Annotated in this window: 11 protein-coding genes; 3 read left to right on the top strand and 8 right to left on the bottom strand. The window is 62.7% G+C overall.

What is annotated here, in order from left to right; all coding sequences use genetic code 11:
* The coding region (locus AAFH49_RS21000) for an alpha-2-macroglobulin family protein (RefSeq protein WP_342301286.1) at nucleotides 1–2,518 on the top strand (2,518 nt) is incomplete at its 5' end.
* A 77-nt stretch (nucleotides 2,519–2,595) separates the two neighbouring features.
* Here AAFH49_RS21000 and AAFH49_RS20995 read toward each other — a convergent pair.
* From AAFH49_RS20995 to AAFH49_RS20980, 4 genes are read right to left on the bottom strand one after another with little or no spacing between them, the layout of a single operon-like run.
* Nucleotides 2,596–3,759, bottom strand: a complete 1,164-nt coding sequence (locus AAFH49_RS20995) for a Wadjet anti-phage system protein JetD domain-containing protein (RefSeq protein WP_342301284.1) — start codon at nucleotides 3,757–3,759, stop codon at nucleotides 2,596–2,598.
* Nucleotides 3,756–7,178 (bottom strand): ATP-binding protein, encoded by a 3,423-nt coding sequence (locus tag AAFH49_RS20990; RefSeq protein ID WP_342301282.1) that lies wholly within the window; start codon nucleotides 7,176–7,178, stop codon nucleotides 3,756–3,758. Before AAFH49_RS20990 ends, AAFH49_RS20995 begins: the two co-directional genes overlap by 4 nt.
* Nucleotides 7,179–7,181: 3 nt before the next feature.
* Entirely contained in the window at nucleotides 7,182–7,829 is a 648-nt protein-coding gene (locus tag AAFH49_RS20985; protein ID WP_342301280.1) for a DUF4194 domain-containing protein, read from the bottom strand.
* A gap of 26 nt (nucleotides 7,830–7,855) precedes the next feature.
* Complete coding sequence (locus AAFH49_RS20980) at nucleotides 7,856–9,316, bottom strand: DUF3375 family protein (RefSeq protein ID WP_342301278.1); 1,461 nt, start codon at nucleotides 9,314–9,316, stop codon at nucleotides 7,856–7,858.
* Between the two features lie 295 nt (nucleotides 9,317–9,611).
* Here AAFH49_RS20980 and pbpC point away from each other — a divergent pair, with 295 nt between their 5' ends.
* Nucleotides 9,612–11,894, top strand: coding sequence for a penicillin-binding protein 1C (gene pbpC / locus AAFH49_RS20975; protein WP_342301276.1), 2,283 nt, complete (start codon nucleotides 9,612–9,614; stop codon nucleotides 11,892–11,894).
* 55 nt (nucleotides 11,895–11,949) lie between these two features.
* Here the strand turns inward: pbpC and AAFH49_RS20970 are convergent, their stop codons facing one another.
* The 4 genes from AAFH49_RS20970 to AAFH49_RS20955 form a co-directional block, all read right to left on the bottom strand.
* Entirely contained in the window at nucleotides 11,950–12,822 is an 873-nt protein-coding gene (locus AAFH49_RS20970) for an SMP-30/gluconolactonase/LRE family protein (RefSeq protein WP_342301273.1), read from the bottom strand.
* Between the two features lie 10 nt (nucleotides 12,823–12,832).
* The gene (locus AAFH49_RS20965) at nucleotides 12,833–13,825 is read right to left on the bottom strand and encodes a 2-dehydro-3-deoxygalactonokinase (protein WP_342301271.1); all 993 of its coding nucleotides are present in this window, start codon (nucleotides 13,823–13,825) and stop codon (nucleotides 12,833–12,835) included.
* A 164-nt stretch (nucleotides 13,826–13,989) separates the two neighbouring features.
* A complete protein-coding gene (gene dgoD, locus AAFH49_RS20960) occupies nucleotides 13,990–15,138 on the bottom strand; it encodes a galactonate dehydratase (RefSeq protein WP_342301269.1) in 1,149 nt (382 codons plus the stop codon).
* A 180-nt stretch (nucleotides 15,139–15,318) separates the two neighbouring features.
* Complete coding sequence (locus AAFH49_RS20955; protein ID WP_342301267.1) at nucleotides 15,319–15,945, bottom strand: bifunctional 4-hydroxy-2-oxoglutarate aldolase/2-dehydro-3-deoxy-phosphogluconate aldolase; 627 nt, start codon at nucleotides 15,943–15,945, stop codon at nucleotides 15,319–15,321.
* Between the two features lie 102 nt (nucleotides 15,946–16,047).
* On the opposite strand from AAFH49_RS20955, the gene AAFH49_RS20950 reads away from it, so the two are divergent.
* Nucleotides 16,048–16,504, top strand: a 457-nt coding sequence (locus AAFH49_RS20950) for a 2,3-bisphosphoglycerate-dependent phosphoglycerate mutase (protein WP_342301265.1), incomplete at its 3' end; no start/stop codon positions are given.

Raw genomic sequence — 16,504 nt, 5'->3', positions numbered from 1 at the left:
CGGCAAGGCGGCCGAGGTCAAAATCCCCATCAAAGCCGAGCATGTGCCCAACGTGTACGTGACCGCCACCGCCGTGCGCGCCCACACCGCCCAGGACCGCCTGCCCCTCACCGTGGCCCGCGGCTTCCTGCCCCTGACCGTGGAAAAGGCCGATTCGCGCCTCGCCGTGGCCATTGCCGCGCCCGCCGCCAGCCGCTCCCAGACCTGGCAAACCGTGGAAATCACCACCGCGCCCAGCGCCCAGCTCACCCTGGCCGTGGTGGACGAAGGCATTCTGCAGCTCAAAAACTACCAGACGCCCGACCCGCACGCCTACTTCTACCAGAAGCGCGCCCTCGAAGTATCGGCCTTCGACGTGTACCCCTTCCTGCTGCCCGAGCTCGGCACCAGCAGCAGCGGCGGCGACGCGGCCGACATGCGCAACCGCACCAACCCCGTGCCCAACCGCCGCGTGAAACTGGTTTCGAAATGGAGCGGCGTGCTCACCGCCGACGGCGACGGCAAAGTGCGCTACCGGGTGCGCGTGCCGCAGTTCAGCGGGGCGCTCCGCATCATGGCCGTAGCCTACAAAGACGATGCCTTCGGCTCGGCCGAATTCACGATGAAGGTGGCCGACCCGGTGGTGATTTCCACGGCGCTGCCGCGGTTTATGAGCCCCGGCGACACGATTGATGCAGTTATAACACTGACTAACACTACGAATAAATCAATAACCGTCCCCTTCATTCAACAGATGAAAGGGCTGACGCCGGTGCTCCCATTGATTTTAGATAATAAGGGGACGCCTTTTTATGAATTGAAAAAGCAGTCGGAAAAGAGGATATCTGTAAAGCTGGTAGCAAAGACTATCGGAAATGCAGAACTGAAAACCATTGTAGATATTGGTGGGGCTGGAAAAACGGAAAGCCTCACTGAAACTGTCGAACTCCCAATTCGCCCCGCCGCCTCGCTCGAAAAGCGCACTGGCAGCGGCGTGATTGCCGACGGGGCCACGCTCCCGCTCAACCTGAAAACCGATTTCCTGCCCACCTCGCTCAGCAGTCGGCTTGTCGTGAGCCGCTCGCCGCTCACGGAGTTCAGCAAGGATTTGCGCTACCTGCTGCAATACCCCTACGGCTGCCTGGAGCAAACCGTGTCGGCCGCCTTCCCGCAGCTCTACTACGCCGATTTGGCGGCCACTTTGCAGCAGAAAACCGGGGCCGCCGCCAAGGCCCAGCGCTACAATCCGAACTACCACGTGCAGGAAGCCATCCGCAAGATTGAGGCGATGCAGCTCTACAACGGCAGCCTGAGCTACTGGCCGGGCGGCGACTACGACAACTGGTGGGCCACCGCCTACGCCGCCCATTTTCTGCAGGAAGCCCAGCAAGCCGGCTTCGCGGTGAATAAATCCGTGCTCGACAAGGTGCTGAAATACCTGGCCTTCCGCCTCAAAAAGCGCGAAACCGAGCCCTACCAGTACTTCGACGTCAGCAACATTGCCCGCCAGCGCACGATAGCCAGCAAGGAAATCGCCTACTCGCTCTACGTCCTCGCCCTGGCCGGCCGCCAAGACCCCGTGGCCATGAATTACTACCGCGCCAACCGCCCCCTGCTCACCGAGGACTCCCGGTTCCTCCTCGCCTGCACCCAGAGCCTGCTCGGCAACCAGCGCGCCTTCCGCGAGTTGCTGCCGACCAAATTCGGCAGCGAGCGAGCGACCCGGCGCGCCCTCGATGGCTCGTTCTACTCCCCCATCCGCGACGAAGGCCTCATCCTCAACGCCCTCGTCAGCACCGACCCCAACAATCCGCAAATCCCCGGCATCGCCCGCCAGCTCAGCCGCCAGCTAAAAGCATCGCCCTGGCTCAGCACCCAGGAAGAATCCTTCGCCCTGCTCGCCCTCGGCAAAATAGCCCGCCAGAACGCCCGCAGCACCGCCACCGCCACCCTCACCATCGACGGCAAACCGGCAGGCGGCTTCGATGGCAAAGACCTCACAATCCGCAACGTAGCCAACCGCAACGTGAGCATCCGCACCGCCGGCAAAGGCAGCCTCTACTACTTCTGGGAAACCGAAGGCATCTCGGCCAGCGGCCAGGTGAAGGAAGAAGACACCTACCTGAAAGTCCGCCGCCAGTTCCTGAACCGCGACGGCGTGCCGCTGGGCACCCCCAGCTTCCGCCAGAACGATTTGGTGGTGGTGAGAATTTCCATCGAAGCCGGCGACGCGGCCGGCGAGATAAAGAACGTCGCCATCACGGATTTGCTGCCAGCTGGGTTGGAAATTGAGAACCCGCGCATTGGCGCGTTGCGGGAATTGTCCTGGGCGAAGGATGCCAGTACGCCTGACTATCTGGACGTGCGGGATGACCGGATTAACATGTTCACCACCGCCACGGGCGCGCCGAAGCATTTTTATTACCTATGCCGCGCGGTGTCAAAAGGTACATTCAAGCTGGGGCCGGTGAATGCCGATGCGATGTACAACGCGGACTACCACAGCTACAATGGAGCTGGCGTGGTGCGGGTGCGGTAAAATCAAAAGAACGGTCGTGCAGCGCGCAATGCTGTATGACCATTCCTCTGGTTTTAACAATCATCGGCAGGCTAATCTCAACTCAATTTTGATTGCAGAACATTCATCAGATAGGCATCTGAAATATGCTCCTGTTCCAAGCGGTTTTGCGCTGGCTTGCTAATTAGCAGCTGATAGAGCTTTTCCTCACCCGGAGTCAGCAGCTCAAAGTTGATTTGGGATGGAATGGTGCCGGCATGGGCAAAACGCTCGTGGTCATGGTACGTCTTCGCATCCATGAGCACCGACCGGGCTTGCGGAAAATAGCTGCGCAACTGCGTCAGAATGCGCAGGCCGTGCAGGTCCAGGTCGCCCCAGTACCACAGCGGCAGGTGGTGTAGCCAGTGGCAATGGCGCAGGCGCTCCACGGCGTAGCCACTGCCCCAGATTGCCAGGGTGGCAGGCAATGGGGGCAAAGTCAGAAAAGTGAGTTTGTTCTCGACTACCAGCACTTTCAATCCGGGCTGCATGGGCAAAGTCAGGCGCTCAAAATCCGGTTGTGGAATGGTGAGGTCGGCAAGGCCGCCAAAAGCGGCGGCCAGCATTTCATCCAATAGCCGGAAACGGACGGCGGCCGCATCGGTTCGCAGGCCGAAGCGGGTGGCAAAATCGGTGGTCGGCTCCTGCTGCTCGGGGGGCAACAAGTAGCTCAGTAAGCTGCTGAGAATGCCGCTGTGCTGCTCCACGAATTTGCTGTGCACGCCGGGCACCTGGCGGGCGTACAGGTTGGGCCGTGGATTTGCCAGGAAGAACTGGCAGACGGCCAGCAGTTCCGGCCAGTATCCGGTATGCGGGGTTACCCGTTCAGGATGCAGTTCCAACCAGCCGGTCAGGGCCGGCAGTTGCTGCCGAATGAGGTCGGCTTGCGCCTGAAAGCAGGCAAAATCTGCGGCCAGGCCACAGAGGCGCAGGTAATCCTCCAGCGTTTCCAGCTGGATTCGGACGGGCACGCCCTGCTCGCCGTGCCGGGGCGAGCGCACCGTGGCCCAGTGCACCACGTAGCCAAAGCCCCGGCCCTCGAGGGAGCCGGCGCGCAGGGCTTGCAGCTGCTGCGTGCGTTGGGCGGGCTCGGTGGTCAGGCTGCCTTTGTTGCCGGCTATCACCAACGGGAACTGCGCGGGCAGCGTATCGGCCAGCCATGCCTGCAGCAGGCGTGGATAATAGCGGCGAGCTTTCGCGCCTATCTCTTCCGGCGTAATCATGCGTTAGCGGGCACTTCGCCAGTGGCAACGGCCGCCGGGGCGGCGTGGCGCTGCTGATACTGCTCCAGCGTCAGGTCCCACACTTCCGACTCGAAAGTGGGCCGGCGGCGCACCAGGTGCAGGTGCTCGATGAAAGGGGCGGCCAGGGGAATGTTGTCGAGCGGCGTCACAATCATCAGCTGCAGGCCGAGCTGCGCAAAGAGCTTCAGGGCGTAGGTCGAGTTGGCGGCGTCGCTTTTGCTAAAGGTTTCGTCGATGACCACGAAGCGGAACGAGGGCTGGTGGCGGCCGGGCTTCAGGGCATTGTACTGGTAGGCGATGGCGGCGGCCAGCACGGTGTAGGCCAACTTGGCCTTCTCGCCGCCCGAGCGCCCGCCCGAATTGGAATACACGTTGATGACCTGCCCCGTTTCGCGGGCCACTTCTTCGGCCCCGAATTGCAGCCAGTTGCGCACGTCCAGCACCTTGCGGCGCATGGTGTCGTCGCGGTGCAGCTCATCGAGCAGGGTTCGGAGGTTTTCGAAGGCAATCAGGGCTTGCTGCGGGTCGCGCGAGGCCAGTAGCTCCTGGTTGGGCACGGCCTGGTGCAGGCGGGCGCGAAACGCGGCGATGCCTTGCGCGGCCCCGTCGCGCACGTCGGTGGCCGTGAGGCGAATATAGGCGCGCGGCTGCTGGCTGAAATCGATGCTCACCAACGCTTCGTTCAGCTCGCCAATGCTGCCCCGAACATCCCGCAGCTGCTCCGCCAGCGTCTTGCGGAATTTGAACACGAACTGCAGGACATCTGTCGTCAGGTGTTTCTGGAACTGCTGCTGGTATTGGGGCAGGTTTTCGACGCTCAGGCGCTGGTACAACAGTTCGTAGTCGCCCAGACTATCGGGATTAGCCAGCAGGTTGGCGCATTCGGCGTGCCACTGCGCAGCATAGGCTTCGGGTAGCTGGTTGGGCTTGCGAAACTGATTCATCTGGTTGACCAAGCGGGGCAGCAGCTTTTGAACCTGTCCGGCGTGGCCGGCGTGGCGAGTGCGCAGCTGGCTTTCCGTGGTGGCGCGCTGGTGGTCGGCTTCTTCTACGGTGGCGGGGTCCGGCAGCGGAGCGGCCAGCCACAGGCCGGCGGGCACCGGGCTAGGCGTGTTGGGCCAAGCGTCGGTTTCGCTTTGCAGCTGGCCAGTCAGTCGCTGAACATCGTTTTCCAGTCCCCCCAATAATTTATCGACCTGGGTTTTATCAGCCAGCACCTGGGCTTCTTCGGCGCGGGCGGCTACTAGCTGCGCCTGCGTCCGGCGTAGCGCTTCGTCGTTGTCGCGCTGGTGCTGGAGCTGCTCCTGCTGCTGGGTTAGCTGTTGGTGGTGTGTCTTTTCGGTGGCCCAATCCAGCTCCTCAAATGATTTGACGCGGAGTAGCAGTCCAAGCTGCTCCTGCTTTTTGCGAAGCTGCCCCCGGGCTTCGCGGATGCGCCCGATGGCTTGGGCGGCGGCATTTTCCCGCTGTCGCAGTTCGCGCAGCTCGTTATCCAGCGCGGTTATTTTTGCCTGGTTGTCCCAGCCCAGCACGTAGTGGCGTGGGCCGGTTTTGCCCGGACGGTCGTCCTTTTCGTGGCGGTGGCGGGTGCGCGTCAGGCCCGCGCTGGTGAGCACCAGGGGCTCCGCACCGTCCTCAAAACGCGCCAAATCATCGGTGCAGCAGTAGTTGTAGTGTTGGTATAGGTGCGTCCGCAGCCACACATCAAATGGTCGCCTCTCTGCAATATCCAGCTTGTGGAGCAGCGAGTCGGCCCCCAATTCCCCACTGACCAGCCCCTGGCCGGGCTCTACGCGGTGGTACACCAGCCGGCCGCCCAGGTCGGTTTCGTGCACGTACCGGTTGATGCGGGCAGCCAGCGCGGTGGGCACCAGCAATTGCAGGCCCACGCCGTGCAACAATTTTTCGATGGCGGGCCGCCATTCGGCAGCCTCGGCTTTCACCTGCAGCAGCTCGCCGATGAACGGAATCTGCGCCGGGCTGATGTCCAGCGTTTGGCACAGGCGCTGGCGCAGGGCCGTCATTTCCCGCGGAATCAGGGTGCGCTGCTCGCGGAGGGCCTCCAGGTCTTTCTCGCCTTGCTCGCGCTGCTGCTGGGCAGTTTGTTGCCGGCCCAGCTGGCCGGCCAGGTCAGTTTCGAGTTCCTCTTCGGTGGCTTTCGATGCGGCTACTTGTTGCTCGGCCTGCTGGCGGGCCGTCTCAAACTCCGGGGCGGTGGTGGGCATGTTCAGACCAACCTGCTGCGCCAGTTGGGCATACTGCTCATGGAATTCGCGCTTTTGGCTCAGGCGCTGGGTGGCGCTGCGCAACTGCTCGCGCACAAGTTCCAGCTTGCGGCCCACGTCAGAATTGCGGACTTCAAATTCCAGCTGACTGATGCGCGGCTTCAGCACTTGCAAGGCCTCGTGCAGCGCCTGTTGCTGCGCCGTAGCGGCGGCGGCTTCCTGCTTGCTTTGGGCCAGCACCTGGCGCAGCACGGTTATTTTGCGCTGGCCAAAAATTTCGGGTACCGCCGCCATGGCCGCGTCCAGCGCAGCGCGGCTGGTCTCAGCCGCCTGGTACTCGCGGCCGGTGTCCACAACGGGCTGCAGCAGCCGCACCTGGTGCTCGGCTTTTTGCAGCAGGTGGTAGACTTCCAGCAGGTGCCGGTAGGCGTCATACAGCTCCCGGAAGGCCGCCTCGCCTCCGGCATCGCCGAGCATTTCGCGCCGCACAAACTCATCCAGGCTGCCCAGCATTTTCATGCCAACGGTTTTGCTGAACAGCGTCAGGGCCTTGTCGGAGCGCACGTCCACCGTCCGTTGCCATTCGGCCGCGTATTGCTCAAACGATGGCGTTTCCTTGAAAACGCCCCCAGCCAGCAGATGCGTGCGCCAGCCAGCGGGCTCGCCAGCTAACCGGGCTTGCAATACCTCATCGGCCTTCAAACTGACTGCGCGCGGCAGCACCAGGTAGTGTGTCACGAGCTCGCCCTGCCGGAAGCGGCGGTACTGCACTAGGGTAAGGGTCTGGCCCAGGTCGGCGTGGTGGAAAGTGGCCGACAGCCAGCTGTAGTAGCCCGTGCCGGCCCGCAATACCTGTGCGGTTACGTCGCCCGTTTCAGCATCCTGACCGGTGCCATAGGCTCCTTCCATGTAGGACTTGATACTCCGGTCACGCTTGGCCTCCGTGCCGCTCGACTGGTTGAAATGCCGGTGCTGTGGGGGTGTGAGCAACGTCACCAGGGCATCAACCACCGTGGTTTTGCCCGCCCCGTTGGGACCCGTGAGCAGGGTGGTGCTTCCGCCGGGGCTAAGCTGCCACACCGGCCCGTGAAACGTGCCCCAGTTATAAATTTCCAACGTGTGCAGCCGAAAGCCGGGTAGAGCCGTTGCGAAGCCAAAGTCAAGTGTGCGCATGGGTTACAGGGAAGGAAAGGCAGGTTCGGACGATTCCTCGTCGGGTAGCTCAGCACTGGCGGGGCCGGCCAGGTGCTGGCGCAACTGGTCGCGCACATCCAGCAGCTTTGCGTTGCTGATGAGGGCCGTTACCAGGCGGCAGATTTCGTAGCGCGGCTCCGGGTCCAGGGTTTTATCCGGAGCCGTGGTGCGTAAAAACCCCAGTCGTTCGGCCGTTTTCAGGTCGGCATCCAACTGCTTGCTGGCCTTGGCCTCGTCGGTAGTGGGACGGGCAAACAGCTCCAATTGCTGGCGCAGCTCGGCCCGGGTCACGAAGCAGCGGCGCGTGTCGTCGGTCGCGGCCTGGTCGAAACGGTCGAGGTGGTAGCGCAGCGCCACGCACAGCATGGTTAGCTCATAGGACAACTGATGGCGGCGCATCAGGCGCGGCAGGTCGGGTTGGCTGGCGTCGTACTCGTCTTCGTCGGGCGCGGGCTGCGTTACATAGGCCAGGCCCTGGTCCTTATCCAGGTGTAGCTTCAGCCCTATTTTGGCTAGGTACTGGCCGATGCTCACCTGCAGTTGTTCCAGCTCGCGCCACTGGGTTTTGTCGGTGTCGTACACGGCACCGAGCAACAGGCGCAGCACATGCGGGGCGAAATCAGCAGCCATCGGTAGAAAGTCTGGAATAGAATTATTCAGGAAGCGGTGAAGTAGACTTTGGGCAGCCGCACCCGCCGGGCATCCGGCAAAGCAAGGCATTCGGTCGGGGCATCGGGGTCGAAGTGAGCCGGTTGCCGGGTTTCGCCGGCCAGGTAAGCCACCAGTTCCGGCAAGCCTTGCGGCAGGCCGTACCGGGCCACCACTTCCGCCAGCGCCACCGTGGGCCGTAGCAATAGCATATCGGCCAATTGCTGCTCCAAGCGGCGGACATCAACGGGCGGGGCTTCCTCGCCCAGGGTCGCCAACAGTTCGGCCACGGAAGTGCGGGTGGCGGGCTTGGGCAGGGCGCAGGCCACCACCTGCGGCGGCTCAAACTGCGGCGGGCGTGCCAGGGGCAGGTACACAGCGGCTTCGTCGGTTTCCAGAGTAATGAAATGGCGCACATCCGGCGGCTGGGGGGAGGCCCGGCGGGCCAGGTCACGGATTTCGCGGAGCAGCGTGGCCGTGAGGCGGCGGTCGGCCACGGTTTCCTGGGCCAGAGCACGGTGCAGCTTTTCGGCCAGCACCTGCTTGGCAGTAATCACCACATCGGCCTCGGTATGCAGGTGCTCTTTGAGGCGCGCCAGCAGCGGATGCGGCTGCCCCAGTTGCCGGGCGTGCAACACTTCGTGCGCGGCTTGCACCAGCGTGCTCCATTCGTCCTTGGCCTCGTCTTCGTGCAGAAACAGCCAGAACGCTTGGAAGCTCTGGCCTTGGTCCGACTGCTCCAGATGCTTCCGCTCCTGCAAGGCCCCGCCCAGCAGCTGCCCCCGGTGCTGCGTAGCGGCCTGCTGCTGCATGAGGCGAAACGACATTTCGCGGAAGTTCTGCCGCACGGTTTTGAAATCGCCTAGCAGCAGCTCAGCCGTTTGGCCCAGCTCGGTGTACCGCTCCCGCACCTGCGTATCGGAAAGTGGCGTCACCTGGTTGGTGGCCCGAATCTGCTCAATTTCCTCATCGAGCCGCTGGCGCTGGGCTTCCAGCTCCCGAATGCGCTGCTGGGGGTCGTCGTGGCTGCGCTCCAGCAGCTCCCGCAAGCCCGCAAACAGGCTTCGGAACCGGGACTCGGTGCCCACAAACGTGCGGGTTTCCAGCATGGCCAGCCACCGAAACACCATTTCGCTGTGCGTGGTCAGCTCGTAGTGCACCTGGCCGTCGCCTTCCTGCCGCCGGGCCAGCAGAGGCATGGTTTCATCCGTCCAGCGCCGGAGCCATTCCTGTGCCCGCAGGCGCGGATTGGGCTCATGGTCGGGCTCATACGTCTCCACATGCTGCTCCAGGCGAACCAACAGCCGCTCGTGCGGCACCCGGCTGATATGGTGCTGCCGAAAAACCTCGTACAGAAAACTGACCGTAAACGCCGGATTATCCTTTTGCCCTCGCAACAGCGCAATGGCCGGGGCCGGCTTTTCGCTGAGCAGGTAGCGCGCGGTAGCGTAATCCAGCACTTGCTCCATGAGGGGTAGATAGGTCCGTTGTTAAGCACAATTTATTTTAGACCAGCCCGGCAATTTGCGGGAATATCCTGGGTTTAGCAAAAAAAATCAGACACTCATCTAATCCATCGCTGATAAGCACAAGCGTCAGCAAGACCATCGACCTACTGAACAAGAGACAGACTTAGCAACCAGGTATTATCTGAAAATCAGCCGAAGGCATATCTACCTGCTGTAGGGCCTGAGCGCACAAGTATATTTGATTATGAATCGGCGTAATGGATTGCGGCTTTTAAGCACTTTGCTGATTGGTGGGTTGATACTGTTTGGGCTCGACTGGCTCTGCCCTCTGCCGCTCGCCCCGCGCTACTCCCCCATCGTGCTGGCGGCCGATGGTAGCGTGCTCCACGCCTTCTTGAACCCCACGCAGAAGTGGCGAATGAAGACGGAGCTGGCCGAAATAACACCGGCACTACAGCAAGCCATTATCCAGAAAGAAGACCGGTATTTCCGCTACCATTTCGGGGTAAACCCCGTGGCGATAATGCAGGCCGCTGGCCGGAACATCTTCAAAAAAGGCCGCACCACCGGGGCCAGCACCATCACCATGCAGGTGGCCCGGCTACTGGAGCCCAAGGAGCGCACCTTCGGCAATAAGCTGCTCGAAATGCTGCGAGCCACGCAGCTGGAAGCCCACTACAGTAAGGCCGAAATCCTCCAGCTCTACCTGAACCTGGTGCCCTACGGCGGCAATATCGAAGGCGTGAAATCGGCCGCGCTGCTCTACTTCCAGCAACCGCCCGATTACCTCTCGCTGGCCCAGACCGTGACGCTGGCCATTATTCCCAACCAGCCGCGCGTGCTGGTTTTGGGCAAGAACAATGATAAAATCCTGGCCGAGCGCAACCGCTGGCTGCGGCAGTTTCAGCAGCAGCATTTGTTCCCGAACCAGGATATTGAAGATGCCATTAATGAGCCGCTGGACGTGCAGCGCCACGCGGCCCCCACGCTGGCCCCGCACCTGGCGCGCCGGCTGGTTTCGCAGTTTCCGAATCAGCCCATCATCCACTCCACACTCCGGCGCAACCCCCAGGCCAAAGCCGAGGACCTGACCAAAAACTACGTGCGCCGTCTGCGCGAGCTGGGCATTTCGCAGGCCGCCGTGCTGGTGGTGAATAACCGCACCCGCGCTGTGGAAGCCTACGTAGGCTCCGCCGATTTTACCGATGCCGCCAGTAGCGGGCAGGTGGATGGCGTGCGGGCCATTCGCTCGCCGGGCAGCGCGCTCAAGCCGTTTTTGTATGCGCTGGCGGTAGATAGAGGCATCGTGACGCCCAAGCTGAAGCTGCCCGACGTGCCCACCAATTTCAGCGGCTTCCGTCCCGAAAATTTCGACAAAAGCTGCGCCGGCGAAGTAACCGTTGAGCGGGCCCTGACCTACTCGCTCAACATCCCAGCCGTGCGCGTGCTGGCCGATGTGGGTGTGCCCGTTTTCACCGATAATCTGCGGGCGGCTGGCTTTAAAAGCGTGGCCAAAGCGGCTCCGAGACTGGGATTGAGCACCATTCTGGGCGGCTGCGGGGCCACGCTGGAGGAGCTGACGGGCCTGTACGCTGCCCTAGCCAATGGTGGAAATTATCAGCCGCTCCACAACACCACACCCATTGAGAAAAAAAACCTAACCCTCAAAACTCAACCCTCAACCCTTCTCTTATCCCCCGCCGCCGCCTTCCTCATCACCGACATCCTCGCCCAGCGCACCCGCCCCGACCTGCCGATGGGCTACCAAAACAGCCGCCACCTGCCCAAAATCGCCTGGAAAACCGGCACCAGCTACGGCCGCCGCGATGCCTGGAGCATCGGTTATAATGCCGACTACACCATTGGCGTGTGGGTGGGCAATTTCAGCGGGCAGGGCAGCCCCGCCCTCACCGGGGCCGACGTGGCCTCGCCCCTGCTCTTCGACCTCTTCAATACCCTCGCCTACAACTCGCCCAACCGCTGGGCTGTGCCGCCCACCACCCTCGATTTTCGCCTTGTGTGCGCCGAAACCGGCCTCGTGCCCGGCGAGCATTGCCCCAATCAGCTCATCGACTACTACCTGCCCGGCACCTCTTCGGCCCGCCACTGCGAGCACCAGAAAGAAGCCCTCGTATCGGCCGATGGCACTATTGCTTACTGCCGCGCCTGCGTGCCGGCGGCGGGCTTCAAGCGCCAGCTCTTCCCCAACCCGCTGCCCGAAGTGCTGGCGTTCCGGGAATCTCAGGGTCTGTCCAGTACACGTCTGCCGCCGCACAACCCCGCCTGCCGGCTGGTGCGCACCACCGACAGCGGCGCGGGCGCGGCTCTGGCCATCACCTCTCCGCTCGACCACGCCGAGTACGTACTCGACCGTCTCGACAAGCAGCAGATGCTGCTGAGTTGCGCCGCGGGCAGCGAGGTACGCCAGGTATTCTGGTACGTGAACGACCGGTTTCTGCGTGCGGCTTCGGCTACTGAGCGGGTGTTTTTCCGGCCGCCCAGCGGAGCGGTAAAGATTTCCTGTGCCGACGACCACGGCCGCAACGTGAACATTCAATTGCAGGTGCAGGAGTTGTAGCGCGGACTTTTAGTCCGCGAGTGGCTCACCTGAATTCGCAGACTAAAAGTCCGCCTTACGCTTCGCCAAAAAAGCAGGCCGGCACCCCTGCCACGCCCGGCCGCACGGCAAACACGTCGCCGCTGAGCGGAAATTCGGCTGCCTGCTGCGGTGTGAGGCCGCCCCGCGCCGTGGTGATGAATAGGGTTTCGAGCCCCGGCCCGCCGAACGCGCACGAGGAGGTAAACGGCGCAGGCACGGTGATGACCTGGAGCAACGCACCGGTAGCGGGGTCGTAGCGGTGCACGCGCCCCGCGCCCCACAGCGCCACCCAGAGCTGGCCTTCGGCGTCGATGGTCATGCCATCGGGCCCGCCGCTGCCTTCCGGGATGCGAATGATGACGCGCGGGTTGGCGATGTGGCCCGTGGCATTGTCGTAGTCAAAAGCCTGCACGGCGAGGGTGGGCGTGTCGATGTAGTACATCGTGCGGCGGTCCAATGACCACGCGATGCCGTTGGAATTGGTGATGCGGCGCAGCATGGCGTGGGTGCTGCCGTCGGGGTCGAAGCGGTAGAGGGTGCCGGCGTGGGGGCGCAGCATCAGGTCGAAGGTACCCACCCAGAAGCGGCCCGCCGGGTCGCACTTGCCGTCGTTGAAGCGCAGGTACTGGTCCGTCACGGGGTCGGCGAGGCGGGTGAGCAGACCGGTGGTCAGGTCGATTTCGTGGATGCCGGTTTGCAGCGCCACTAGGGCGCGACCGCCGTGCCGGGGCACCACCGTGCCAATGCGCTTGCCTACCGGGTAGCGGCGGTCGTGCCCCGTGGCGGGGTCGAAAATATGCAGCGCCCGGCCTTCGATATCGACCCAGTACAGCTCGGCCGTTTCCGGGTTCCAGAGGGCGCCCTCGCCCAAAGCTGCCTGCGCGTGAAGGATGGATTCGGCCTGCATGGTGGTCTGGCTACGTGGTGAGCAATGCGGCGAGGTGCTGCTTCAGCACGGCCAGCTGGCCGTGCAGGGTTGTTTCCTGGGCGGTTTTGGTGGTTACCGGGCACTTGTGGGCGATGCCCAGCACGCGCAGGGCCGCGCCGTAAAGGTCCACCAGCACGGCCTCGCCGGCCAGCACGATGCGGGCCGGCAGGTGAGCCAGCAGTTCGTGGCATTCGCTGCCGATGAGCAGGCCGCTCAGATAGAAGTAGTTTTCCGGCTTGCTGTTCTTCTGGAATAAGTCGTTGGTTCGCACCAGAAAGGCATTGTGGAGCAGGTTGGCCTGCTGGCCATCCAGTACCCCTTTGGCAAACCACTGCTGGTGCCGGCCCTCGGCCAGCTTCCCTCCCTCCTCCACCGAGGCCGCCAGAATACTTTTGGTCGAAAGCAGGGAGAAAAACTCGCCCGTCATGTAGGTTTTCAGGGCCGTGGCCTGGCCATTTTGCACCGTGACGTGCTTGGCGTGGGTGCCGGGATGCAGGAAAAGCTGCTCCTCGGGCGTGTTCTCAAACCCGCAGCCCACCAGCTGCACCTCCTCGCCGCGCATCACGTCATCGTCGCTTCGCACTCCCGAAATCAGCAGCACCGGATGCGGAAAATCCGCCGTTGGACCAATGGTTTTGGTGAGCAAATCCGAGCCATCCACCGCGAAGGGCAGCGGCTTATACGGCAGCTCCGCCATGCCGATTGTGGACGAGGCCATGCCCGAAATCACCACTGGCACGCCCGCCAGCGCGGTTTCGGCCGCCGCTTCCAGCCGCTGAATGTGCTGCCGCACGATATTCAGGTAAAACGCCACGCGCTGCTCGGGCGGCTGCCTGGCCTGCTGCCAGCGTTCGGCCGTGGCCGCGTTACCCTCCTTCGAGCTTTCCTCGGCGATGATGGTCAGGGTGTCGCGCTCCACCAGCCGCAGGCGGAAGGCGGTGGTGCCCCAGTCGCAGCTGAGGAAGGTGGGGGGTGGGGTCATTGGTGGGAAGGTGTTTAGCTCATCTAGTTAACAGACCGTCATGCTAAGCGCAGTCAAAGCATCTCTACTGCTTCGTTGCAGCAATTGAATTAGTTGCGCGGTAGAGATGCTTCGACTGCGCTCAGCATGACCATTCTCTTTTCTTCATTCTCATCAAAATACCCCTACCATTCTGCCACGCTCCCATCCACATTTCGCCAAATCGGATTGTGCCAGTCATGCCCAATAGCCGCTCGGCTACGCACGTATTCCTCATTGATTTCAATGCCCAGCCCCGGCCCGCCGGGAATCCGGCAATGCCCCGCCTCATAGTCAAACACCGACTTATCGACCAGGTAATCGAGCAAATCATTCTCTTTGTTGTAATGAATCCCCAGGCTCTGCTCCTGAATGAATGCGTTGTGGCAAGTGGCGTCCACCTGCAGGCAGGCGGCCAGCGCAATGGGCCCCAGCGGGCAATGCGGCGCGGCGGCCACGTCGAACGCCTCGGCCATGCTGATGATTTTCTTGCACTCGGTGATGCCGCCGGCGTGCGATAAATCGGGCTGAATAATATCGACGTAGCCATCAATGAGTAGCTGCTTGAAATCCCAGCGCGAAAACATCCGCTCACCGGTGGCAATGGGAATGCTGGTGTGCCGGGCAATCTCGCGCAGGGCCTCGTTGTTCTGCGGCAGCACGGGCTCCTCGATGAACATCGGGCGGTAGGTTTCCAGCTCGTGGGCCAGCACTTTGGCCATCGTCTTGTGCACCCGCCCGTGGAAATCGATGCCGATGCCCAAGCCCGGCCCGCCGGCCGCCCGAACGGCCGCCACGCGGGCCAGCACGGCATCAATCTTCACATAGGAGTCGACGTAAGCCATTTCGTCGGTGGCGTTCATCTTGATGGCGTCGAAACCTTTGGCCACCATCTCGGCCGCAGCTGCGCCCACATGCTCGGGCCGGTCGCCGCCAATCCAGGAGTAGACGCGCATCTTATCCCGCACCGGACCGCCCAGCAGCTGGTGAATCGGCGCATCGTGGTACTTGCCCTTAATGTCCCACAGTGCCTGGTCGATGCCCGCGATGGCCGACATCAGAATCGGCCCGCCCCGGTAGAAACCGCCCCGGTACATCACCTGCCAATGGTCTTCGATGTGCAGCGGGTCTTTGCCAATGAGGTTCTCCATGAGTTCCGTCACGGCGGCGGCCACGGTGGCGGCCTTGCCCTCAATCACCGGCTCGCCCCAGCCGATGAAGCCGGTGTCGGTTTCGATTTTGAGAAACAGCCAGCGCGGCGGCACCTGAAAGAGTTCGAAGCGGATGATTTTCATGGGGTGTCCTTGGGTGGAAGAATGAATACTGATGGCGCGGGGCTCCGGCCCCGTGTCTGGTATTAGTGGGCCTGTGGCCCACAGAACGTCGCAGGCTGGGCGGTATGAAATATGCTGGTGCCGCGGGCCAGAGGCCCGCCAATAATCAGCACGGGGCTAGAGCCCCGCGCTATCCGCACCCTACGCCACGGCCGCCACAAACGCCCGCGCCTTCTCCGTCAGCTGCGCCAGATTCTCGTCCGTCACCGCCTGCCGGGTATCCACCAACGCGCTGCCAAGTCCAAAAGCCTTCGCCCCGGCATCAGCAAAACCTTTGATATTATCCAGCGAAACCCCGCCCGTGGGCATGAGCGGAATGAAAGGCAGCGGCCCGGCAATGTCCTTGAAATAGCTCGCCCCACCGGCCCCGGCCGGGAATACCTTGATGAGGTCGCCGCCGTATTCGTAGGCTTTCAGAATCTCGGTGGCGGTGTAGGCCCCGGGGATGCTCACGGCCCCGTAGCGCTTGGTCATGCGGATGGTTTTCTTGTTGAGCGTGGGCGAGATGATGAATTTTGCCCCGGCCAGCAGGGCGGCGCGCGCCGATTCGGGGTCAAGCACGGTGCCGGCGCCCACCAGAAAATCATCGTCCATGCCCCCGGCAATTTCCCCAATGGAGGCCAGCGCCCCGGGCGAGTTCAGCGTGACTTCCATGGCGCGCACGCCGCCGGCGTGTAGCGCCTGGGCAATGCGGAGCAGGTCTTTGGGGGCGGCACCACGCACGATGGCGACTACCTTGTGTTCGAGAATGTGGGCGAGCGGGTTCATGGGAGCTTCAGGCGGGCAGCCGCATCATTGCAGCTTGCTGGCAACGTATAACCGCCCAGGCAGGTTAGGCCAGGTGGCCTCAGCGCGTTTTAAATCAACCTTATGGCCAACCTAGTGCTCGTCCGGCACGGCGAATCAACCTCCAACCTGGCCAATATCTTTACCGGCTGGCTCGATGTGCCCCTCAGCCCCAAAGGCGATGCCGAAGCCCAGCAGGTGGCCGAAAAGCTGCGCGGCTACCACTTCGACGCGGCCTATAGCTCCGACCTCATCCGGGCCGAGCGCACGCTCGATATCATCGTATCGCGGCCGGCCTGGGCCACCATTCCGGTGCACCACGTTTGGGCGTTGCGGGAGCGGATGTACGGCGACCTGCAAGGCCTCAACAAGGCCGAAACGGCCCTGAAATACGGCCAGGCGCAGATTGATATCTGGCGGCGCAGCTACGCCGTGCCCCCGCCCGGCGGCGAAAGCCTGCAACAGACGCAGGCGCGGGTGGTGACATTCTTCGAGGCCGAAATCGCCCCAAAGCTGCGGGCCGGACAGGACATTCTCATCG

The sequence above is a fragment of the Hymenobacter segetis genome (assembly GCF_038448715.1).
Lineage (GTDB): Bacteria > Bacteroidota > Bacteroidia > Cytophagales > Hymenobacteraceae > Hymenobacter > Hymenobacter segetis.
Note: the sequence above shows the minus strand (reverse complement) of the source record. Positions and strands in the feature narration are given on the sequence as shown.